This window comes from Emergencia timonensis (assembly GCF_900086585.1).
GTDB classification, from domain to species: Bacteria; Bacillota; Clostridia; order Peptostreptococcales; family Anaerovoracaceae; genus Senimuribacter; species Senimuribacter timonensis.
This window is the reverse complement of record NZ_FLKM01000009.1, coordinates 464,707-487,584: the sequence shown is the minus strand read 5'-3', so window position 1 is coordinate 487,584 and position 22,878 is coordinate 464,707. Positions and strand designations below refer to the sequence as shown.

Annotated in this window: 23 protein-coding genes; 4 read left to right on the top strand and 19 right to left on the bottom strand. The window is 48.3% G+C overall.

Features of this window, described 5'->3' with window-relative positions; all coding sequences use genetic code 11:
• Positions 1–200: 200 nt before the first annotated feature.
• A complete protein-coding gene (locus tag BN6539_RS13240; RefSeq protein WP_067539439.1) occupies positions 201–1,094 on the bottom strand; it encodes a DMT family transporter in 894 nt (297 codons plus the stop codon).
• Positions 1,095–1,209: 115 nt separating this feature from the next.
• Between BN6539_RS13240 and BN6539_RS13235 the strand changes: the two genes are divergently transcribed.
• Positions 1,210–2,115: an AraC family transcriptional regulator gene (locus tag BN6539_RS13235; protein WP_067539435.1), complete on the top strand. Its 906-nt coding sequence runs from the start codon at positions 1,210–1,212 to the stop codon at positions 2,113–2,115.
• Positions 2,116–2,384: 269 nt separating this feature from the next.
• Here the strand turns inward: BN6539_RS13235 and BN6539_RS13230 are convergent, their stop codons facing one another.
• Genes BN6539_RS13230 through BN6539_RS13190 form a run of 9 tightly spaced genes read right to left on the bottom strand, consistent with a single transcriptional unit; the run spans position 2,385 to position 10,408 of the window.
• On the bottom strand, positions 2,385–2,984 hold the full coding sequence (locus BN6539_RS13230; RefSeq protein WP_067539432.1) for an ABC-2 transporter permease: 600 nt from the start codon (positions 2,982–2,984) through the stop codon (positions 2,385–2,387).
• Positions 2,977–3,840 (bottom strand): ABC transporter ATP-binding protein, encoded by an 864-nt coding sequence (locus BN6539_RS13225; protein ID WP_067539429.1) that lies wholly within the window; start codon positions 3,838–3,840, stop codon positions 2,977–2,979. The genes BN6539_RS13230 and BN6539_RS13225 overlap by 8 nt, the downstream gene beginning before the upstream one ends.
• Positions 3,840–4,475, bottom strand: a complete 636-nt coding sequence (locus BN6539_RS13220; RefSeq protein WP_067539427.1) for a hypothetical protein — start codon at positions 4,473–4,475, stop codon at positions 3,840–3,842. The genes BN6539_RS13225 and BN6539_RS13220 overlap by 1 nt, the downstream gene beginning before the upstream one ends.
• 10 nt (positions 4,476–4,485) lie before the next feature.
• A complete protein-coding gene (locus BN6539_RS13215; protein WP_330385087.1) occupies positions 4,486–4,959 on the bottom strand; it encodes an LURP-one-related/scramblase family protein in 474 nt (157 codons plus the stop codon).
• Between the two features lie 57 nt (positions 4,960–5,016).
• A complete protein-coding gene (locus BN6539_RS22770; RefSeq protein ID WP_067539421.1) occupies positions 5,017–5,250 on the bottom strand; it encodes a hypothetical protein in 234 nt (77 codons plus the stop codon).
• A 53-nt stretch (positions 5,251–5,303) separates the two neighbouring features.
• Positions 5,304–6,449 carry an isocitrate/isopropylmalate family dehydrogenase gene (locus tag BN6539_RS13205; RefSeq protein ID WP_067539418.1) on the bottom strand — a complete coding sequence of 382 codons (1,146 nt, stop codon included), beginning with the start codon at positions 6,447–6,449 and terminating at the stop codon, positions 5,304–5,306.
• Between the two features lies 1 nt (position 6,450).
• On the bottom strand, positions 6,451–8,382 hold the full coding sequence (locus BN6539_RS13200) for an aconitate hydratase (RefSeq protein WP_067539415.1): 1,932 nt from the start codon (positions 8,380–8,382) through the stop codon (positions 6,451–6,453).
• Complete coding sequence (locus BN6539_RS13195; protein WP_067539412.1) at positions 8,351–9,028, bottom strand: GntR family transcriptional regulator; 678 nt, start codon at positions 9,026–9,028, stop codon at positions 8,351–8,353. The genes BN6539_RS13200 and BN6539_RS13195 overlap by 32 nt, the downstream gene beginning before the upstream one ends.
• Before the next feature lie 12 nt (positions 9,029–9,040).
• Positions 9,041–10,408, bottom strand: a complete 1,368-nt coding sequence (locus tag BN6539_RS13190; protein ID WP_067539409.1) for a 2-isopropylmalate synthase — start codon at positions 10,406–10,408, stop codon at positions 9,041–9,043.
• Between the two features lie 195 nt (positions 10,409–10,603).
• On the opposite strand from BN6539_RS13190, the gene BN6539_RS13185 reads away from it, so the two are divergent.
• The gene (locus BN6539_RS13185; protein WP_082907516.1) at positions 10,604–11,344 is read left to right on the top strand and encodes an ion transporter; all 741 of its coding nucleotides are present in this window, start codon (positions 10,604–10,606) and stop codon (positions 11,342–11,344) included.
• Here the strand turns inward: BN6539_RS13185 and BN6539_RS13180 are convergent.
• The 5 genes from BN6539_RS13180 to BN6539_RS13160 are packed head-to-tail and all read right to left on the bottom strand — an operon-like array spanning position 11,341 to position 17,035.
• On the bottom strand, positions 11,341–12,585 hold the full coding sequence (locus BN6539_RS13180; protein ID WP_067539406.1) for a two-component system response regulator: 1,245 nt from the start codon (positions 12,583–12,585) through the stop codon (positions 11,341–11,343). The genes BN6539_RS13185 and BN6539_RS13180 overlap by 4 nt on opposite strands.
• A gap of 21 nt (positions 12,586–12,606) precedes the next feature.
• Positions 12,607–13,914: a pyrimidine-nucleoside phosphorylase gene (locus BN6539_RS13175; RefSeq protein WP_067539403.1), complete on the bottom strand. Its 1,308-nt coding sequence runs from the start codon at positions 13,912–13,914 to the stop codon at positions 12,607–12,609.
• 2 nt (positions 13,915–13,916) lie between these two features.
• A complete protein-coding gene (locus tag BN6539_RS13170) occupies positions 13,917–15,086 on the bottom strand; it encodes a phosphopentomutase (RefSeq protein WP_067539400.1) in 1,170 nt (389 codons plus the stop codon).
• Between the two features lie 5 nt (positions 15,087–15,091).
• A complete protein-coding gene (locus BN6539_RS13165) occupies positions 15,092–15,814 on the bottom strand; it encodes a metallophosphoesterase (RefSeq protein WP_067539397.1) in 723 nt (240 codons plus the stop codon).
• Between the two features lie 3 nt (positions 15,815–15,817).
• Positions 15,818–17,035, bottom strand: a complete 1,218-nt coding sequence (locus tag BN6539_RS13160; protein WP_227142639.1) for a DNA recombination protein RmuC — start codon at positions 17,033–17,035, stop codon at positions 15,818–15,820.
• Between the two features lie 84 nt (positions 17,036–17,119).
• Between BN6539_RS13160 and BN6539_RS13155 the strand changes: the two genes are divergently transcribed.
• Positions 17,120–18,025, top strand: coding sequence for a nucleoside recognition domain-containing protein (locus tag BN6539_RS13155; protein WP_067539394.1), 906 nt, complete (start codon positions 17,120–17,122; stop codon positions 18,023–18,025).
• Here BN6539_RS13155 and BN6539_RS13150 read toward each other — a convergent pair.
• Positions 17,978–18,439, bottom strand: a complete 462-nt coding sequence (locus tag BN6539_RS13150; protein WP_067539392.1) for a hypothetical protein — start codon at positions 18,437–18,439, stop codon at positions 17,978–17,980. The two genes, BN6539_RS13155 and BN6539_RS13150, sit on opposite strands and share 48 nt — an antisense overlap.
• Positions 18,440–18,885: 446 nt before the next feature.
• Between BN6539_RS13150 and BN6539_RS13145 the strand changes: the two genes are divergently transcribed.
• A complete protein-coding gene (locus tag BN6539_RS13145) occupies positions 18,886–20,520 on the top strand; it encodes a sigma-54 interaction domain-containing protein (protein ID WP_082907515.1) in 1,635 nt (544 codons plus the stop codon).
• Here the strand turns inward: BN6539_RS13145 and BN6539_RS13140 are convergent.
• The 3 genes from BN6539_RS13140 to BN6539_RS13130 form a co-directional block, all read right to left on the bottom strand.
• On the bottom strand, positions 20,517–20,801 hold the full coding sequence (locus tag BN6539_RS13140; RefSeq protein ID WP_067539390.1) for a NifU family protein: 285 nt from the start codon (positions 20,799–20,801) through the stop codon (positions 20,517–20,519). The genes BN6539_RS13145 and BN6539_RS13140 overlap by 4 nt on opposite strands.
• A gap of 252 nt (positions 20,802–21,053) precedes the next feature.
• Complete coding sequence (locus tag BN6539_RS13135; RefSeq protein WP_067539387.1) at positions 21,054–22,052, bottom strand: electron transfer flavoprotein subunit alpha/FixB family protein; 999 nt, start codon at positions 22,050–22,052, stop codon at positions 21,054–21,056.
• A 19-nt stretch (positions 22,053–22,071) separates the two neighbouring features.
• The gene (locus BN6539_RS13130; RefSeq protein WP_067539384.1) at positions 22,072–22,857 is read right to left on the bottom strand and encodes an electron transfer flavoprotein subunit beta/FixA family protein; all 786 of its coding nucleotides are present in this window, start codon (positions 22,855–22,857) and stop codon (positions 22,072–22,074) included.
• Between the last annotated feature and the right edge of the window lie 21 nt (positions 22,858–22,878).

Here is a 22,878-nt window from a genome sequence, read left to right as displayed (position 1 = left end):
TTTATCAAATTACAATAATTATATGCAGTTAATTTGATAATTTTTATGTATTTTTATAAAGTTTTTTCCTACTTCGAATTTTTTGTGGAAGTATTTAAAAGGGCAGTATAAGCATTTTTATTTACCATTCAACGGAAACAGTATAGTTTTATAAAAATAGCATTTATTCAAATTTCTTTTATCCTCATCATCTCTGCAAATCAAACCTCCCTGCTCAGCAGAAATACCGTTGACAAGATGCAGGCAAATCCGATCAATTCAGCCGCCGTAAAGACGGAGCCGAGCCAGGCGGCAGACAGAAGCGCCGCGGTCAAAGGCTCCAGGCAGGCAAGCAAGGCGGCTGTCACCGGTCCTACCATGCTGACGCCCTGAACGAACAGGGTAAACGCGCCCAAAGTGCCAACGAAAACAATGATTGCAAGCAGGAGAGAAGCATAACCGTCCAAACCCGTCGGTAGATACCATGACCTGGTAATAAGGAAAAACACCAATCCGCCAATGAGCATGCCAAAGCCAGTCACCGGCAGGCTTCCCCATTTTGACACCGGATTACGTGAAAGCAGAGAATAACTGGCGGCTCCGGCAGCAGCGCCGAAACCCCAGAAAAGACCTGCACCGCTGAGTTCCAAACTGGTAAAACTGCCCTTCGTGGCAATGAGCCATACGCCGATCAATGCCAGCAGGATCGAAACGGTCTGCTTCTTTTTTGGCAGAGACCGCGTGGTGATACAGATAAAAATCGCAATTAATACGATGGACAGATTCTGCAGCACTGTCGCCGTTCCCGAATTGCTCGACTTGATTGCCGCAAGATAGGTGTACTGGCAGAGCAGCAATCCCGCCAATGCAAAGAGCAGTAGCTGCACGGCCGTTTTCTTGTCTTTCACCATAGCCGTCAAGGTGCCTTTTTTTCGCGCGGCCGTCCACCCGAGAAGCAAAATCCCCGTGACGCTCATGCGGATTGCCGTAACCCAGGATGTGTCTATCTCATAGCTGCGAAACAAAGCCTCACTGCAGGTTCCTGAAACTCCCCAGCATACAGCTCCGACAACACAACATAAAGTTCCTATTTTTTTTCGATCTTTCTCTTTCATTGACATACCTCACAAACATTAATCATCTTGACGTTATCATTATATAGATGTTAACATGAAGTGTATATCAAAAAAATGGCTTATTTTATCATTATATTGAGATTTGGAGGATTTTATGATCGTAAACCAACTGCAGCTGGCAGAGGATCAGCGCGAAATCATGCAGCGCATCACCCCCGGCTTTCCGGTATCCGTCTACCAGACCGATTTTTCCGCAAAACCATATAAATCTGTCATCTGGCACTGGCACGAAGATTTTCAATTCTGCTGGGTATATCGTGGTACCGTGCACTTTCAGGTCGTAGACCAAAGCTACACCCTGCCTAAGGACAGCGGAATTTTTATCAACTGCCGCCTGGCCCATACCGCAGAGCCTTTATCGCCCGATGCTGCATATTACTGTGTAGATACGCATCCCGACCTGATCTGTCCTGATGCAGAAAGTGTTGTGTACAAACAGATGGTGGAACCCTTTGTCCAAAGCACGAGTTCTCCCGTCTTCATTTTTTCGGACGATACGCCAGAGGGAATCGCGGTGCTCTCTTCTCTCAAGAGGATTTTCACTCTATTTAACCAGGATGGACTTCTGGGCCGCGAGCTCTTCATTCAAAGTGAAATACTGAGGTTGTGGCCGTCCATTCTAAAAAGAGCGCAGAATGCGGGCAGCCCCGTCAGCGCTCTTGGAAATGAACGAATCAAAAAGATTGTCACCTATATCGAAGGACATTACGCAGAAAAAATCACCCTTCGTTCTATCGCTGCTCAGATTTTCCTCTCACCAGAAGAGTGCAGCCGGTATTTCAAAAAAATCATCGGCACGTCCCTCTTTGCGTTTATCAGCCAATACCGTATCAAAAAGAGCCTGGATCTTCTGTCCAATACCGAACTTACCATTGCCGAAGTAGCACAGCGCTGCGGATTTTCCACACAGAGCTACTATACTTCCTGCTTCAAAAAAATCAAGGGCTGCACGCCCAATCAATATCGCAGCAGCCCGACGCAGTATTTGAATTCTATTTAAGCCGGATGGAAAAGCGGCTATATTTTCCACATAGAGAACATCTCTGTTTTTAGAGGGTTCCAGAGTTTATTCACATCTTCTTCAATATTGTATACAATTCTGTTCACATCAGACTGTGGATAACTAAAATCCCTGTACTCATGTAACTACAAGGCTCCCACAGTTACTACTATTTGTCAATAGGTCAGTTATCCACATATTTTTGCAAAGTTTGCAGAGAGCGCGAAAAGAACAAGTTTTCCACATCTATGCAATAAAGTGCTGAAGCGCTACACTTTCGCACTGCGTTTGGCACAAACGGCAAAGACGATGACAGCCGCAGGCAATGCGGCGTACCCATATCCGGCAGGCAGCGCAAAGACGGCGAAGATCCTGGCCTTCATAGCAACCGCTCCCGCAAGAAGAACTGTTGCAGGCACGTACTGCGCAGTCTGCAGATCCGCCTGAAAAAACACGTACAGAAACATGCTGTAAAGCGCCAATGTGATAGCGCAAACCCACATCACATCACCAAATGCCAGCCCGCCGCCCGCGATAACAAAGGCTGCCGCCGCAATCGCAAGTGCTGCGATGACCTGTAGCAGCATGACGGCATACCGGGAAAAAACTCTGGAGCACTTCACGATAGGCAGAGCGTCGAGAAATCCTTCTGTCTCCGGATTGTCTTCAAGATAGCAGATTGCAGAAAGATAGACTAGAACTGCGACGATGACCGCTGTGGAAAGCGTGACCTGCGGCCTCGCAAACACGCCGCAGGCAAAGGCACTGCCGTAAACAGATATAGCCGCTGCACAAATCAGAAATATCGGCGCCAGCTTGCAGCTAAACAGCAGGTCCTTTTTTATCAGTGTCTTCTGTAAGTTATTCATATGCGCCCGCTCCCCTGTTGTAATAAAACAACACGTCCTCCACGGTTACGCTGACGATATCGCCTTCGATGCGCGTGCGAAAATCTTCCTCCATATTCATACCGTAAAAAACGATGCCGTCTTCCACCATGATGCCGCCGTTTTCGTGAACTTCAGCCAGAGTTGCGTCTGCGTTGGGCCTGATTTTGACAAAATCCTCCCGTATTTCTTCAATCCGCTTATCGAGGACCAGCTTCCCGCCCACCATGTACATCACCCGATCCCCGATTTTGTCAATGTCACTGGTGATGTGGGACGAAAAGAGAATCGTCTTCTGTTCTTCATTTTTCAGTTTGCGCAGCACCTTCAAAATCTCGCTCCGCGCGATGGGATCAAGACCAGAGGTCGGTTCATCGAGAAGATAGATTTCCGCATGGTGGGAAAGGGCCATGACCAACTCCAACTTGACCCTCATCCCCGCCGACAGCTCGATGATCTTCTTCTCCACGTCCAGCTTGAAGGTTTTAATATATCGCTCCATCAACTCCAGATCCCAATCCACGTATAATTCAGAGAGAAACTGCAGAATCTGTTTGACTTTGATCCTGGCGTAATACAGCTCTGCATCCCCAACGTAGCCGACAGCCTGCCGGAATGCCGGAATCTCTTTTTCTCCGACCTGTTTCCCGTTGTAGAAGACAGCCCCGGCTGATGGTACGATCATGCCCATGATGGCTTTGATCGTCGTCGTCTTGCCAGCGCCGTTCTCCCCAATCAGTCCGACGATTTCTCCCCGGTGCAGATCAAAATCCAGTTCCCCCAGGACAAAAGATGGATATTCCACTTTTAACTTTTTGACAGATAAGACCATATCCATTATAAAAGCCTCCTTTTCTTCATGCACATCAAAAGAACCATGGTCAGCGAAAGAATCAGCATGACGATACTTGCGCAGGCTGATACAACAGGCTTCGTAAAGAACGTCATCACGGCCAAATCGACTCCCATCCACCCGCCGACGAGTTCAGGAATCAGCAGCGCCGAAAGAAGGAATAACTGTGCTTTGTTGAAACCCGCCAGATAATGAATGCTGACGTAGATCGTATTGCAAAAAATAGAAACCGGTACCCCCAGCAGAAGGTACTGAAGTTCAATAGGATAGCCAAAGAGTAAAATACCCGCTGTCAAAATACCTGCAACCAATACTGTGTAGACCACATTTTCAATGATCTTCGACAGAAACAGTTCTTTCATCGTGAAGGGAAGGGCTGCCAGAAATACATTTGTCGATGCGCCCTGCTCAGTGCGAAGGCCGGGGTTGACCGCCAAAACGCCAGCAGCGCAGATAAACCAGCACCAGAGCCATTTATAATCCAAATCCCAGACACCTTCAATTTTATAGTCAGCCCAGTTCAGTGGTACGAAGATGGTCACACCTATAAGCACTCCTATTATGATTTTCCAGTTAAAGCGAATATCCTTTTTTATCAGCGCCAGAATTCTGCTCATCATTATTCTTTCCTCACTGTCTGGAGCACTTCTCCGCGTCGATGGCAAGCACCACCATCAGAGCGTCCAAGGCATCCCCTGACTGGTTTACTTCAATGGCATAATGGTCTGTCATGTGCCACAGATCCTTTGATATAGAAGCAACCTGATTTCCCTGCTCATCCTCGATCTGGTAGTCCCATTCAAAGAAATCGCCCTCTACATGCCAGCCATTGAAGTCGATGTTATACCTAGGTCTGAAAAAACTCAGCTCCTTGGACAGCGTCCCCGCCAGTTCTCCATTGATATACAGTTCGAACCTTGGCAGAAAAGTCAAGACGACCTCCTTCACCATCCCGACTTCCTCGCCGCCTGCATTGTAAATCGCCAGCTTGTGCCCCCACGACAGCTGCCCCTCTACCGTAAAGACCGTATTGCCGTTCCCGTCAAAGATGTCGTAGCTGTCCAGCCAGGAAAAAAACCTCTGCTTAAAATATAATCTCATCATTTACCTCTTAAAATCCACCATTGCAATCATACTTATATGTAACTATATTATACACTTCTATCGTATCTCCGTCAAACCATATGACGGCATGTGATCTTCACGATTATTTTGTGCTTTTGCCATGTTTTTGATTTCTCTGCACAAAGATAACTCTGCAGCATAGATCCAGCTCAGGTCAACGGGCATCTGCGAAGGGAATCTTGTGCAAGGCAAGGCATTTTTACCCCAAAAGTACAAAATGACCGTGGCGGCAGCAGCCGGTCGGTCAGCAAAGACAAAAAGACGCGCCACAGTCTCCCATGGTCGCGTCTCTTTAATGCTTCTACGCCTCAATCGTTCAATGCTTATAACTTCCCGATCACATAATCGGCAAACGCTTTACAGGTCGCGCCGTCAGCAAATCCTGTCACGACGACCTTCTTTTCCTTTTCACAGCACTCTTCCAGCACGGCCGCCAGCTTGTCAGCCTTTGCCGTAAAGCCGATGTGGCGGATCATCATCTCTGCCGCCTTGAAGATACTGGACGGGTTGGCATAATCGCCCAGTCCGTCTTCCATCATGCGGGGCGCGCTGCCGTGGATAGCTTCGAACATGGCGTACTGATCGCCCATGTTGGCGCTGCCGGCAGTTCCCACACCGCCCTGGATCTCCGCCGCTTCATCGGTGATGATGTCACCATAGAGATTTGGCAGTACGAATACCTGGAAACTGCTGCGGATATCCTTGTTGACCAGATTGGCCGTCATGATGTCGATATACCAGTCGTCGGCTTTGATGCCGGGGTAATCCGCTGCCACCTCGTGACAGATGCGGGTGAAGTTGCCATCGGTCTTCTTCATGATGTTGGCCTTGGTCACGATGGCAACATTGTCCTTGCCGTTAGCCGCAGCATAATCGAAGGCGGCCTTTGCAATCCTCCGGGTTCCAGCTTCCGTTGTCACCTTGAAATCCATGGAAAGTTTACCAGGAATCTCCACGCCCCGGCTGCCCAGGACGTATTCGCCTTCGGTGTTCTCTCTGTAGAAGATCCAGTCGATTCCCTCTTCCGGAACCTGCACCGGCCGCACATTGGCATAGAGATCCAGTTCCCTGCGAAGGGTCACGTTGGCGCTCTCCAGGGTGCCGCCTTTTGGTGTGGTCGTCGGTCCCTTGAGCAGGACGTCGCATTCCTTAATGGCTGCCAGCACGTCGTCCGGCACCGCTTTGCCCAGCGCCGTCCGGTTTTCGATGGTCAGTCCCTCAATTTGCTTTAGTACAATGCGGCCAGCCGAGATTTCCTCCGCCAGGCTCACACGCAGCAGGCGCTCCGCCTGCTCCATGATAATCGGACCGATGCCGTCGCCGCCCACGATGCCGATGGTGATCTTTTCCATGGCGGCAAAGTCCTTAGGCGCGCTGCCCGTTTCCATTCTTTCCTGCCGTTCAAGCTGTTCTTCCATCAAAGACTTGAACTGCTGGCAGGCTTTTTCTATGTAATCCTTGTTCGTCATCTTACTTTCCCTCTTTTGCTACGTATTTCAAAAGGCTTCCCGCCTTGAGTATTTCTTTCTGTCTGTCCGTAAAGCTGCACACCAGCGCAAAGCTTTCGCCTGTGGTCACGTCGGTCAGGGTCATCTCGCCGCTGTCCATACCTGCATAGATGTCCGTCAGCTTCAACTGGTCGCCCTGGTTCACCTTGTCGTAATCGTCTGGATTTTTGAAGGTCAGCGGCATGATGCCTGCATTGATCAGGTTGGCAACGTGAATCCTGGCAAAGCTCTTGGTCACTACGGCTCTCACACCCAGATACAGCGGTACCAGCGCTGCATGTTCTCTGGAAGACCCCTGTCCGTAGTTGTTGCCTCCTACGATGATACTCGTTCCGGCAGCCTTTGCTCTCTCCGGGAAGGTCTCGTCACAGACGGCGAAGCAGAACTGTGACAGGTGCGGAATATTGGATCTGTACGGCAGAATCTTGGAGCCTGCCGGCATGATATGGTCTGTGGTGATGTTATCGCCGACCTTGAGCACCAGCGGCGCTTCCAGAACGTCTTCCTGCGGTTTGCTGTCCGGGAAGGCTTTGATGTTCGGTCCGCGTAAGATCGCAAGTTTTTCAGCCTCTTCCGGAGAAGCAGGTGGTATCAGGGCGCTGTCGTCGATCTTGAAGGCTTCCGGCACGGTGACCTCCGGCATGGTTCCAAGCAGACACGGATCTGTGATTTCGCCGGTCAGCGCAGCAGCGACAGCAGTCTCCGGAGACACCAGGTAAACCTGTCCGTCAGCGGTACCGCTTCTGCCTTCAAAGTTTCTGTTAAAGGTACGAAGGGATACGCCGCCTGAGTTGGGTGAGAAGCCCATGCCGATGCAAGGGCCGCAGGCACATTCCAAAACTCTTGCGCCGCTTGCCAGAATATCCGACAGGGCGCCGCAGTCCGCCAGCATAGACAGAACCTGCTTGGAGCCCGGCGAAATGGACAGGCTGACCTCCGGCTTGATGGTCTTTCCTTTGAGCAGAGCCGCCACTTTCAGCATATCGAACAGGGATGAGTTGGTGCAGGAGCCGATGCAGACCTGGTCCACCTTGGTTCCTTTGAGCGATTCCACCTCTACTACATTGTCCGGACTGTGGGGGCACGCGATCATCGGCTTCAGAGAAGACAGGTCGATGTCGATGACCTTGTCGTAAACCGCGTCGTCGTCACTTGCAAGCTCTCTGTAATCCTCGCCTCTTCCCTCCGCTTCCAGGAAGGCGCGGGTCACTTCGTCAGACGGGAAGATGGAGGTGGTTGCACCCAGCTCCGTTCCCATATTGGTGATGGTCGCCCTCTCAGGCACGGAAAGGGTTGCAACGCCCGGACCGCCCCATTCGATGATGGCGCCCACACCGCCTTTGACAGAGAGAATCCGCAGGATTTCCAGACTGACGTCCTTTGCCGTCACAAAATCGCGGAGCTTTCCGGTCAAGTTCACCTTGTACATCTTCGGCATGGTGATATAGTAAGCGCCGCCGCCCATGGCAACCGCGACATCAAGGCCGCCTGCACCCATGGCCAGCATGCCGATGCCGCCGCCTGTCGGCGTATGGCTGTCGGAGCCGATCAAAGTCTTGCCCGGCTTGCCGAAGCGTTCCAGGTGGACCTGGTGACAGATGCCGTTTCCCGGTCTTGAAAAATACAGGCCATATTTCTTCGCCATAGACTGGATGAACCGATGGTCATCGGCATTTTCAAATCCTGACTGCAGCGTGTTGTGATCTATGTATGCAACAGAGAGTTCCGTCCTGACCCTTGGAATACCCATGGTTTCAAATTCCAGATATGCCATGGTGCCTGTAGCGTCCTGCGTCAGGGTCTGGTCGATGCGCAGGGCGATTTCGCTGCCCACTGTCATCTCTCCGCTGATCAAGTGTTCCTTAATTATCTTTTGTGCTATTGTTAGTCCCATATTGATTGTTTACCTCCATGATATTGTTGTATGCGTGGTCGATATGTACCAGTACCAAGGTATCTACTTTATCGCCATCCTTTGCAGCGATGGCGTCGTAAATGGCTCTGTGCTCCGCTACGGAGTCCATGATTCTGTGCGCCCTCTCCAAAGATACCCGTCTGTATTTCATCATCTTGTGATGAATCGGCGAGAGGATGCCTTCTAAGATGATGCTTCCGCATTCTCTGTAGATGATATCGTGAAACTCCGTATCCAAGTCCCGCACCTTTACGGCATCGTCCTTCTGCGCAAAGAACTCCTGCTGGTCAATGTTCTCTTTCAGCTGCTGCAATCCTTCTTCACTGATATTTTCTGCCGCTCTTCTCGTGGCGATGACTTCGATTCTCCGCTTTACCTCAAAGAGGTCGCGGACGTCATTTTCTGTTACGCCTACTACGACAGTGCCGTTAGGCGAATCTTTGATCAGTTTTTCGTGAGCAAGTCTGGACATGGCTTCTCTGATCGGCGTACGGCTGACGCCCAGTTCCTCAGAAAGCCTGGTCTCGCTGATGATCTCCCCATAAGCGTATTTTCCGCTCAAAATATTGTATTCTAACGTATCATAAACCTGGTTTGCCAGGGATACTGACTTGTATTCTATCATCTCTCTACTCCTTTACTCCTCACTTTTGGTTAACTCCTTGATTTTATCCTCAAGCTCCTTATTGGACAAGCTGGTGGTACGATCGTCGGCGTACATCTCGTCCACCCACTCCTTTAACTTAACGACCAGAGGACTGTCCTTGGTCACCTTCTTCTCGTCTGTCAGACCATAATGCTCGTTGAGCCAGTAAGCGATGCCTGCAAGGCCGCTGGTCTTGCTGACCGCCACACCTGGCGTTCTGCCCAAAAGCTTTTTCGTGTTGAAGATGTTGTAGATTTCCTCATCCTTCATCAAGCCGTCAGCGTGGATACCAGCTCTTGTGACGTTGAAGTTTTCGCCCACAAACGGTGTCTGCGGAGGGATGTCGTAACCCATCTCGTCTCTGAAATATCTGGCAATCTCCGTGATGACTGTCGGGTCCATACCATCCATGGAACCCCGCAAGGAAGCATATTCAAATACCATGGCTTCCAGAGGCACGTTGCCGGTCCTCTCCCCGATACCAAGCAGGGAGCAGTTTACTGCACATGCACCGTACAGCCAGGCGGTAGAAGCATTGGCCACTGCTTTGTAGAAATCGTTGTGGCCGTGCCATTCCAGCATTTCGCTCGGCACGTTGGAATACTGCTGCAGGCCGTAGATGATGCCCGATACGCTGCGCGGCAGGGCTGCCTCTGTATACGGCACGCCGTAGCCCATGGTGTCGCAGGCTCTGATTTTAATCGGAATGCCAGCCTCTTTTGATAACTGCATGATTTCGTTGACGAAAGGCACGACGAAACCGTAGAAATCGGCTCTCGTAATGTCCTCCAGGTGGCATCTAGGTACGACTCCAGCATCAAAGGCATCTTTGATAGTCTCTAAGTAATAGTCGACAGCCTGTCTTCTCGTCATCTGCATCTTCTTAAAAATATGGTAGTCGCTGCAGGATACCAGGACTCCAGTCTCTTTGATGCCCAGTTCCTTGACCAGCAGAAAGTCTTCCTTCTTTGCTCTGATCCAAGTAGTGATTTCGGGGAACCTGAGTCCCAGTTCCATACACTTCTCAACAGCCTCTCTGTCTTTTTTCGTGTAAATAAAAAATTCAGACTGTCTGATCAGTCCATAAGGCCCTCCTAATTTGGATAGCAGTTTATATAAATCCACGATCTGTTTCACCGTGTAAGGCGCCATGGACTGCTGGCCGTCTCTGAACGAAGTATCCGTAATCCAGATATCTTCCGGCATGTTCATCGGCACGCGTCTCTGGTTGAATACGACCTTCGGCACTTCGTCGTAGTTGTACATGTCCCTGTAAAGATTCGGTTCCTTGATATCCTGCAGGCTGTACTTATATGTACCTTGCTCCAGCAAGTTCGACTTCTTAGATATTTCCAGCATATTATTACCTCCCAATTCCACTACTGTTCTTTAGCGCAATAACGTACTATAATCTCTTGTATACAAGTATAATTGTTTACAGTTTGTTTGTCAATATTTTTTGTATAATTGTACCAAAATTGTATTTCTGTGATGGTGTATAGAAAGCTTTTCATAATTAAATAATTATGTTAGAATCAAAGCGGAGCGTGAGATATGAAAAATTTGAGAGTTAAAATTTATGATTTGGTCAGTGCAGGGGGCGATGCTTCAGTATATGCCAAAGGTTACGATATATGTATGGTCTTTACGATTTTTGCCAGTTTAATGCCGCTGCTGGTTAAAAATGATACTCTTTTTCTCTACTACGTTGACAAAATCTGTGCCGCAATCTTCATCATCGACTATGTGTTACGATTTCTCGTAGCAGATTTTTTATTGGGAAAGCACGGTAAAAAGGCTTTTTTTCTCTATCCTTTTACGCCCATGGCCATTGTGGATTTGATTTCCATCCTGCCGTCACTGGTTATTTTCATGCACAACGGACTGAAGATTTTCCGCCTTTTCCGTCTCTTCCGCACCATGCAGGTCTTTCGGGTGGTCAAGCTGTTCCGCTATTCAAAAAATGTCACCATCCTGCTCAACGTGTTCCGCAATCAAAAAGACGCTTTGGTTTTTGTTTTCGGACTGGCCATGTCCTACGTGTTTATCTGCGCTCTAATCATATTTAATGTAGAGCCTGAGACCTTCCACAATTTCTTTGAAGCGGTCTACTGGGCCGTGATTTCTCTGTCTACTGTAGGGTACGGGGATATCTATCCCGTCACGACCATGGGCAGGGTGATTACCATCTTATCTGCCATCGTAGGCATCGCCATTATCGCCCTTCCCGCAGGCGTCATTACCGCTGGTTATATGGAAGAATTGTCGGCGCAAAAAGAAAAGGATGACCATTAGGCATCCTTTATTTCACTGACGATAGCCATCCTAGCCAGACGGCCGTCCCAATTGATTAACTTACCCCTATAAAACATATCTCTGCCCAGTTTCCTGCTGTTGACAATGATATCAGTGGAAGTCTTCGGTTTTAAATCCATCTCGCTGCAGAAAAAGAACCCCTTCTCGCTCAGTCCCAACAAATAACAGAAGCATCGCGGATCTTCCGGCTTCGCTGCCGTCAGCAGGTTCAAAGCCTTTGCATTGGCATAATACACTTCGTGGGTTATAGCATCGCATATATAGATGTAGGAATCCATCTCATCCAATATCCATTCCCTGCTGTCTCTGGAAGACTTTTCTTCCACCGTTTTGCCCGATCCGTAGAAGGTATAGCGATTTTTCCCCAGCCCCTTGGATTCATATAAAGCCTGGTCCGCCATGTAATATAATTTGTTCATATCGTGTCCGTCCTGCGGGAACAGGGAAATTCCCACCGAGCAGGTCGGAGCGGCGTTTAATTTAGAGGCGTGAAGTGACGCCATGCTGTCAAGACAAGCCTTGGCAGTACGGCTCACCTCTTCCTCCTCTTGATAATCGTATAGAAATAAAGCAAACTCGTCTCCGCCCAGTCTGCCTGCAATCAAATTTTTGCTGCCCATCTCTATGAGTTCACGGCTGAAATCGATTAAAATATGATCGCCGTATGTATGCCCAAGGGTATCGTTAGCTTTTTTGAAATTGTCCAGGTCTATGACAAAAAATGCACACTTAACATCTCGTTCTGCTTTGTACAGCATGCTTTCTACTTTGTCCATGAATGCACTGCGGTTTAAAAGATTGGTCATCAGATCGTGGCTTGCCTGTTTCAGCGCCTTTTGCAGTCGGATTGCATTTTCTAGTCTTTTGCGCACAACACTCGGCACCACCGGTTTCACCAGGTAATCATCGGCGCCCAGATTCAAGGCCTGTATTTCGGAAGAATCTCCCTCCATCGCAGTGATGGCGATGATGGGCAAGGTATCGTTGTGACACTCCATCCGCACCACGCGCAGAAACTCATATCCGTCCATCACTGGCATGCGCAGGTCCAGCAGAACCGCCATGATATCATGATGCGCTTCCATCTTCTTTAATGCGTCTTTTCCATTTTCGGCCTCAACAATTTCATACTGCCCAGAGAGAATCTTTGACAAGATTGCCCGATTGATGCCATTGTCATCTACAACTAGTACCTTTTCTTTCACTTCATCGTAATTCATTCACACACCTGATTTCACCTGTTATAGTCCTAATATTTCTTTCATCATTTCTGGTCGATCTGGTTTTTCTCTGTTGATTGAGAAGGCCTTGGCCGCTTCTTTTTCTGCATTGGCTACTTTATTCTTATTGTTGCCGTAGACAGTTGCAAGGGATTCTCCTTTATAGACACGGTCGCCTACTTTCTTATGTATATAGATACCCGCTGCTAAATCGACGGCGTCTTCCTTCGTCGCTCTGCCTGCGCCAGTATGCTGTGACGCCAGACCGATGGACTTTGCGCTGATACCGTGAACAAAACCGCTTTCCCAGGCTACGATATCTTTTTTTACTGATGCACGTGGGAAACGGCTGTAATCATCAACCACTGCCGTATCGCCGCCCTGCTTTGCAATAAAACTCTTCAGTTTTTCAAGCCCCGCGCCGCTGACCAGCGCCTGCTGAGCCATGATCTGTCCTTCTGCATGGGTTTTCACCCTTCCTCCCAGGTAGATCATGATTCCGGCAAGGCGTAAAGATAGTTCCGTAATATCCTCTGGTCCGTTCCCTTTCAGGGTCTCGATGGCCTCGATGACCTCCAGGCTGTTGCCCACCGCCTGGCCCAGAGGCTGACTCATATCTGTAATCGCCGCCACAGTCCGCCTGCCGGCCGCAACGCCGATTTCGCACATCATCCTGCCTAAGGCCGCTGCGTCCGCCAGATTGTCCATGAAGGCTCCGTTGCCGCATTTTACGTCTAAGACGATGGCGTCACTGCCGGCTGCCAGCTTTTTACTCATGATGCTGGCGGCAATTAAGCTGAGATTCTCTACAGTTCCCGTCACATCACGCAGAGCGTAGAGTTTTTTATCGGCCGGCGTGATATGGGCTGTCTGTCCGATGACAGAAATGCCGATTTCATTGACCTGAGAGAGAAATTGCCCAGCCTCCAGTGCTGTCTGGAAGCCGGGTATGGCTTCCAGCTTATCTCCCGTCCCGCCAGTAAAGCCGAGACCGCGGCCGCTCATCTTTGCGATAGGAACACCGCAGGCGGCCGCCAGGGGCGCCACGATCAAAGTGGTCTTATCCCCTACGCCGCCCGTAGAATGTTTATCTACTTTGATCCCTTTGATGCCGGATAAATCGATATTATCTCCAGAATATCTCATCGCGTTAGTCAGCTCGAAGGTTTCTTCTTTATCCATCTTCTGAAAATAGATTGCCATCAGAAGGGCGGATGCCTGATAGTCCGGAATCTCCTCCGCTACATATCCTTTGACAAAGTACTGAATTTCTGCCTGTGTCAGCTTACCGCCATCCCTCTTTTTTAAAATGATATCATTCATATTCATTTCTAAAAAATCTCCTTTAAAAAGCTCTCCCCGATGTGCGTAGGCTCTGCGTCCAGATACTCTGCAATGGTGGCCCCGATATCGGCAAAGGAACTGCGAACGCCTAAATCCATACCCGCTTTGATCTTCTTTCCCCATACCAAAATCGGCACGTACTCTCTGGTATGGTCCCAGCCGCTGTGGACGGGGTCATTGCCGTGGTCTGCACAGATCATCAGCAGGTCGTCATCCTCCATGGCCATGATAATTTCTGGCAGTTTGTGGTCGAATTCCATAATTGCCTGACCGTATCCGATGGGATCTCTTCTGTGGCCGAATTTAGAATCGAAATCCACCAGATTCGTAAAAATAAAACCTTCAAACCGCTGTTTTAAGGCTGTGATAGTCTTGTTCACACCGTCCATGTTGTTATCTGTGTGCACCGCCTGGGTTACGCCCTGTCCGTTGAAAATATCGCTGATCTTGCCAATCGCATATACGGTCTTCCCCGTTTTCTTCACCTTGTCCAAAAGGGTTTCTCCACTCGGTGACACAGCGTAATCTTTCCGGTCAGAGGTTCTGACCCTCTTGCCATTCTCCATGATATAGGGTCTGGCGATAACTCTGCCGCAGGCCCAGTCGCCCACCAAAAGTTTTCTGGCCGCCTCGCAGATTTCGTACAGTCTTCCCAGAGGGATCACGTCGGTATTGGCTGCAATCTGGAAGACGCTGTCGGCAGAAGTATAGACGATGGGTTTACCGGTCTTCTCGTGTTCTGGCCCCAGTTCTTCAATAATTTCGGTGCCAGAGGCAGGATAATTGCCCAGGCAGCCTACGCCAATTTTCTTTTCAAAAGCTTCCATGAATTCCTTTGGAAAACCGTCGGGATAGGTTTTAAACGGCGTCTTCGTCTCCAGTCCTGTGATTTCCCAATGGCCAGTTATGGTATCTTTTCCAATTGAAAGCTCTTTGATCTTTCCAAAGTCTCCCACTGGCTCGTCTATTTTCAGTTTCCCATCCGCTACGCCTGGAATATTTCCCAGACCCAGTTCCCGCAAATTAGGAATCTCAAAATTACTGTTCTCTAAAACAATGTGACCAAAGGTGTCCGCACCCTTGTCTCCATACTTCTCGGCGTCAGGCAGCGCTCCAACCCCCATACTGTCCATTACGATCAATACTACCCTTTTCATTTTGCTCACCCACCTTTATTTTCGTTTCGATCAAATATTAGTTCCGGCTGCCCTTCGAGGTAATCGAGGGAAACCAATTTATATTCTACGCGGTTCAGGATGCCTTTAATTCCATTTTTAAAAGCATCTTTGCCGTGCAAATGTCCGTATACACACAGTTTTACACCGTATTCTGTCAGCATCTCAGTAAAACCCGACCCCTGCATCTTGTCGTTGGTCGGCGGATAATGAAGCGCCGCTATGATGGTCTTGGCGCCGCTGCTCTTCGCTTCTTTCAGTGAAAACTCAAGCCGCAGCAGCTCTCTGTTGTAGATCTTCTGGTCGTGTTCGTCAAAGCCTTCCATACCAGGGCAAATCCAGCCTCTGGTTCCGCAGATGGCAATGTTTTCGTCTACCAGATAGCAGTGGTTCTGCAGAAAGTTCATGTCATCGTATAACCGATTCAGCTTCGTGACCGAAGTCCACCATAGGTCGTGATTGCCTTTGGTGATTACTTTTCTGCCCGGCAGATTGTGAATCCAATCCAAATCTGCGATGGCCTCTTCCTGACGCAGGCCCCAGGAAACATCGCCAGGTATGATGACCACGTCTTCTGGTCCCACAAGGCTCTCCCATTTTTCTTTTACTCTTTCGTGGTGATTGACCCATCTGGGACCAAAGATGTCCATGGGTTTTTCTATCCTTTCATCGAAGGACAGATGCAAATCGCCTATTGCATAAATTCTCAAGGTTTATTTCTCCTCTAACTCAAGTAATGCAGATGAGTCTTCATCTGTAAGTGTCGTTACTTTGCGAAGCTTGCTTCTAATCATTCTCGATCTGGTTCCCACCAGCTTATCCAGGTCGTCATTAGCCTGGTTGAGTTTTTTCTGTGCCGCCGTTAAAACGTCTTCAAATTTGCCGAATTCATTTTTTACAGCGCCCAGAATATCCCAGACCTCGCTGGAATGTTTCTGTATGGCCAGGGTTTTAAAACCCATCTGTAAGCTGTTCAGCAAGGCAGCCATGGTCGTAGGACCTGCGATGTTGACTTTATAGTCACGCTGCAGTACTTCTACCAGCCCTCGCCTGACCACCTCTGCGTACAGACCTTCGAAGGGCAGGAACATGATGCCAAAATCTGTCGTACTTGGCGGTTCAATATATTTCTCTTTGATATCTTTTGCTTCAGACTTGATTACACGCTCCAGGTTTTTGCCCGCTGCCTCGATTGCTGCTGTATCTCCTGTATCGTAAGCGTCCTCCAATTTAGAATAGGCATCTGCTGGAAATTTAGCGTCAATGGGCAGATACACAAACTTATCGTCCTCTCCCGGCAGCTTGACGGCATATTCGACCCGCTCTGCGCCCGTACTCTTGGTAGTGACGTTTTCTTCGTATTGATCGGGGGATAAAATCTGCTCCAGTATGGCTCCCAACTGAATTTCGCCTAGAATTCCTCTGGTTTTTACGTTGGAAAGGACCTTTTTTAAATCTCCTACCCCTGCCGCAAGGGTCTGCATTTCGCCCAGGCCTTTGTATACCTGTTCCAGTCTTTCGCTGACCATCTGAAAGGATTGTCCGATGCGGTCTTCCAAAGTCTTCTGCAGCTTTTCATCAACCGTCTGCCGCATTTGTTCTAGCTGCCGGTTATTGTCCTCCGTCAGTTCTCCAATTTTCTTAGACATGGTGAAGCGGATATTCTCCAATTTCTGTTCATTCTCCAAAGACATATGGTTAAATTTTTCGTTCAGCTCATAAAGCCGCCTGTCCTGCATCTGGGTAATTTCTTTTTGATTGCCCGAGACCATATCTCCGAAGTTTTTAAAGGAACTATTTATGTATTGAATTGTCTCCACTCTGGATTCTTTCATCTCCCTCTGTACGGCAGAAAATCTGCTGTAGACGAAAAACAGCATCACTAGAGTCAGACCAGATAGTATTACCATGATGATTTCAATTGCTCCCACCCGATGTACCTCTTTCTTTCATGAAATCTATTTTTAAACATACACATATAGTATACCATTCTTTGAAAGGATTAAAAAGGAGAAATGAACAATATTACAACTCTTTTGCACGTAATCTTATTCGGTGACTTCGGTCTCCTGACCCTGACTCCCAGGTATCTGTTTCTGGTACTTTTTCCTATTATGGTATTCTTAGGAGTTTTTGGACAAATATTACCTAAAATTCCATTTTTACAAAAAACGAGTCCTCTGATCAATCAGTTTTTTTACGGCTTCATCGGTCTGGGCTGCACCACTGTGGCCCTGGCATCTTTAGATTACGTGAAAAGTCCTCCCATGAGGACGCGTATGATCTGGCTGTTAATCCTAGTCATTCCCTGTTCCTCCCAGTTGGCCATCATCGCAACCTTTGCCGCCATGGTTACCCTGCGCGTCTTTCTAGTCTATCTGTTTTTTTGTTTTGCTTTTATGGCCGCCATCTATTTTCTCATTTCCCGGATATATCCGTTAAATGAGGGATTAGTCAAAATATCCAATGATACGTCTTCTTTTAATCTGTTTCGTATTGTCAAAGAAGCGTTTTTATCTGTGGCGGAAACCGCATTGCCCTTTTGCGGCGGCAGCATCATCATCAGCATAGCCGCCCATTTCGGTATTCTGGATTTCATATCAGAGGCCTTTGGCCCTTTTATGGAAGGGTTTCTCCATCTGCCAAAAGAAGCGGCCAGCCTCTTCGTGCTCAACATTCTCAAACGTGACTTCGGTTCTGCAACACTATTATCCCTTGCCGGCAAAGGAACCTTCGACGCGGTGCAGCTGATCGTCATGCTTATGATTATGACATTCTCCGTTCCCTGCTTCAATTCCAGTATTCTCTTGATCAAACAACAAAAGCTCCCCAAGGCCTGTTTGATTTGGCTGGGAAGCTTAATCATCTCCATATTAATCGGCAAGATCGTCAGTATGATACTCTCCATATGCTTGTCCTAAGGTATTCAGATCCTCGAGAGAGCGCATGAGAACCCTCTGCATCTGCCCTAGGGCTTTGGTATACTGCTCTACGCTGATGCCACTGTCTTTATATTGTTTTTTCTCTGCCATTTCATAAAACTCTACGCTGAGATCACACAGCAGACAGAAGGATTGAATGCTCTTTTTTAATAGGTCGGCCAATGTCCTGGATTCTTCGTCCGTCTCAGGTATTTCGATGGCATCGACGTTCAGCGCTCGGGCAGCTTCCATATGGCTTCGAAAGTTTTCGATATAATCGCCGAATTTTCTCTTCTTAAATAACCCCAGCTTTTTTGCGTCCTTCATGGCGGCAGTCGTCGTCACCTGATATATTTCCATGATTCCGTCCCGATATTCCTCAATGAGTTGTTTCAAAGCGATTCTATAGTCCATGTTTGTTCCTCCTTGTGCTAAAACCATTGTACTACGTTTTGCAGCCAAAAACCAGTGGTTTGATCATATTTTTTACAAAGAGGTCAATCAAGATTTTTTATTTGCTATCGCCAACGCGTTACCCTCTATTGGACCAAAAACGTTCAAAAGCGCCTAACAAAACTGGCTCGCATAGTGGGAAGAACAAAAGTCGTGACGAAGTTTCAACGTTTACAGCCATTGTCACAGGCTGAACTCCCTTTGCGGTGGGCACATTGTTAGGTGCTTTCGGCTATTTTTGTAAAATGACGAGTAAAGCTGCCTCACTATGATATGCTTCCTTCCATACATCTGGCGCTTCAGTCAACATGGTTTAAGAACCATGGGCAAGTTGACATTTCTTCGTCGGTTTACTATAATAAAGTTAATTTATTTCCCAATCTGACAAAGTAAAGGATTCTGCATCGATGAAAAATTTAGAGCAGCTAATCGGATCGACTGGAGCATCTGCCCCCATTGACTTTATCAAAAAAATACTGAACTGCCTCCCCCTGGCCGTAGTAATTACAGACTGCGAAAACAAGGTGCTCTTTGCTAATCACTGCGGTTCCCAGGTGCTTTCCCAGGCAGAAGATCAAGAACCGAAACAAATCTATAGCAGCCCCCTGCCGCAAAACGCTTTACACTGGCAGAAAAAAGCGTTGATGCCGGACAATCATGTGGTCGGCTATCTCTATATGCATATTTCTGATCAAAATAGTGACGCTATGTTCAAAGGACTGCTGGATTCGGCCTATGATGGGATTTACGTTACCGACGCCAAGGGCAAGACCATCTTCCTCAATGATGCTTATGAGCGAATTTCAGGTATCAGCAGAAACATTCTTCTGAACAGCTATATGGACGATTTAGTGCGGGACGGGGTTCTTTCTGTCACTTTGACAAAAGACGTGGTTAGAAGCCGCAAACCGATTACCCTGAATCAGACCAACCAGAACAACAAAAACGTGGTCATCACGGGCAGTCCCGTATTCGATAAAGATGGAAAAGTTGTAAAAGTGATTACCAATGTGAGAGATATTACGGAGCTGGTGAACCTGCAGAAAGAACTGCATTTTGAAAAGAAAAGAAGAGCGCTCCTGCAAAACTCTCTCTTAGAGGAATCAGCAGGTGACAATGTGATCTGTAATAGTGAAGAGTTTAAAGAGGTTCTGGCTTTGGCCAAAAAAGTTTCTCGCCTGCGATCTAACGTGCTCATCCTGGGAGAAACCGGTACGGGGAAAGAAGTAGTGGCGCAATACATTCACAGGCACAGCCAAAATGACGCTTCTCCTTTTGTCAAAACCAATTGCGGCGCCATCTCAAAATATCTGTTAGAATCCGAACTCTTCGGTTATGCGCCTGGCGCTTTTACCGGCGCCAGTCCTAAAGGGAAAATGGGTTTGTTCGAACTGGCTGATAACGGCACCCTTTTTCTGGACGAGGTCGGCGAACTTCCTTTAGAATTGCAGACCGCTCTGTTGCGCGTGCTGCAAGATGGGGAACTGACCCGTGTAGGCGACACAGTGGTCAGAAAAGTGAATGTGAGAATCATTGCCGCTACAAACAGAGACTTGGAAGCCATGACGGCCTCAGGTGAATTCAGACAGGATCTCTACTTCCGGCTCAACGTCATTAACTTACAGATTCCCCCTCTGCGAGAACGCCGGTCAGATATTCCCCTTCTGGCGGAGAAAATGTTGTCCACATTGAACAAAAAATATGGTGAGAATAAAGTGATGACGGAAGGGTTTCTAAACAGCTTGCTCGACAAGGAATGGCCAGGCAATATCAGAGAACTCAATAACTACATAGAACGTCAATTTGTCCTCAGTGATGAAACGATACTCGACAATCCCGACAATACAGTTTCTGGATCAAACACTGGAGGCAATATCAGTGTAAAAGGTCTGCCCTCCATGCATGAGGCAAAATTAGAGCTGGAGTCTATTTTGATTGCAAGGGCCATGGAGGAAGGCGGCTCCACGCATAAAGCGGCTGCCCTGCTCAAGATGAGCCAGCCAACCTTCTATCGACGTTACAAACAGTTATTTCCGGATTAAGATTTTCCCAATAGGCTGCGGGCAAAATCCAATAGTTCTTTGCTGACGCCGTCGTCGATCATTACGTCTTCAATTTCTGGAATCATCGTCATAAGGGTGCCTTTGACGATGCCGTTCAGCGTATCTTCCGCACTGAGGCAGTTTTTACAGCTGCCCGTAAAACGAATCCAGGCAATTCCCTCGCTGAACGAACTCAGCTCTGCTCCCCCCAGGTGCTGATCCAAAACAGGATTGATGGCCTCATCTAAAATTTCTATGATTCTCTCTTCTACAGAATTCATTCCTCTTCCTCCCTACAAAAACTCCTGGACGCGGCGGTTTCCCTCCTCGTCCAGGATATAAACGCATGGATAATTCTTATCACTTCTGCGATTTATTTGAACACACTGCATGCAAAGGCTGACACACCATCTGGAAGGCGACATTTACACTTTAAACATATGATTTTAGATTTGGTGCTCGAGAGGCCGCGGCCTTTCTCCACATCTTCTGCCGCAGAACCTCTAAACCATCTCTGCAGTGTCATTCACAGGTTAATTTGCCGCTTTATACTTCTTAAGGGCGTCAATCAGCTTTGGTACGATGACTTTCAGATCGCCTACGATACCCAGATCGGAAACGTCGAAAATCGCCGCTGTATCATTCTTGTTGATAGAAATGACGCACTCGGCGTCCTCCATGCCTGCAATATGCTGGATGGCTCCGGAAATTCCACAGGCCAGGTAGAGATTTGGCCTTACGGTCTTTCCTGTCTGTCCCACCTGGCGGTCTTTGGCAATCCAGCCCGCGTCTACATTGGCCCTCGATGAAGAAATATCCCCGTCGAGAAGATCAGCCAGCTCCTGCAGCGTTTTGTAGTACTCTGCGCTGCCGATGCCGCGTCCCCCTGAAACCAGCACCTTTGCCTCTGTGATGTCCGTCGTCTTGTGGCTCTGTTTGATGACTTCTTTGATCGTCACATTCATGTCAGCATCTGTGAAGGCAACCTTCAGTTCTTTTACTTCACCGGTCTTTCCCGGAACAGCCTCTATTCTCTGCATGACGCCCGGTCTGACCGTTGCCATCTGCGGTCTGTATTCTCTGCATACGATGGTTGCCATAATATTACCGCCAAAGGCAGGTCTCGTCATCATCAAAAGCTTTGTCTCCGGATCGATGTCCAGCTTTGTGCAGTCTGCCGTCAAGCCTGTATGAATTCTGGCAGCTACACGAGGCGCCAGATCTCTTCCTATGGAAGTTGCGCCGTAGAGCACGATTTCCGGTTCACACTGCTTTATCACCGCCGTCAATGCCTTGGCATAAGGTTCTGTCACATATTCTTTCAGCAGCTCGTCTTCTACATAGACGACGCCGTCTGCGCCGGCTTCAATCAACGGCTGGCACTGTCCTTTGATGTCTGCTCCCATCAGAACAGCGTAGACCTTCTGATCCAAGTCTGCCGCCAGCTTCGTCGCTTCTCCGATTAATTCAAAGGACACCTTGGCAATGCTGCCGTCCCTCTGTTCCGCTACAACGTAAATATCTCTACTCATAATTTAAGGCTCCTTTCAATTAAATAATGTGTTTCTCTGCGAGGCATTTCATGATTTCCTCTACGGCTTCATCCGGCTCGACATTGAGGATTGCGCCTGCTCCCTTAGCCTGTTTTGTAAAGGATTTGACCACATTGGTCGGCGATCCCTTGAGCCCGATGTGTGCAGGATTGATGGAGTCTTTAATATCGTCAAAGGTGATGACCGGGATATCCTTTTCATATGCGTCGACGATGCCGCCAGCGTGCATATATCTGGGTTCTGCCAATTCCTGCAGGGCCGTCAGCAGGCAAGGCAGTTTGACTTCAATGATGTGATAGCGGTCTTCATACTGCCTCTTTACAGTTAACACATCTCCATCGATCTGCACGTCTTCCGCATAAGAAATCTGTGGGATTCCCAGGTTCTCTGCAATCTGCGGGCCTACCTGCGCCGTATCGCCGTCGATGGCCTGTCTTCCCGTGATAATCAGGTCATAACCAATTTTCTTCAGCGCTGCCGAAATGATGATGGCGGTCGCACAAGTGTCTGAACCGCCGAATTCTCTGCCCGAAATCAGATACGCTTCGTCACAGCCCATAGCCAGCGCTTCACGAAGAGCCACGTCTGCCTGGGGAGGTCCCATGCATACGGCTGTAACCGTGGCGCCTGTCTGCTCCTTTATCTGTAAGGCAGCTTCCAGACCTGCCTTGTCGTCATGATTGATGATGCTGGGTACGCCGTCACGGATCAAAGTGTTTGTCTTGGGATCCAGCTTCACTTCATTGGTATCTGGAACCTGTTTAATGCAAACGATAATTTTCATACTTTTCTAGTCTCCTTTCTT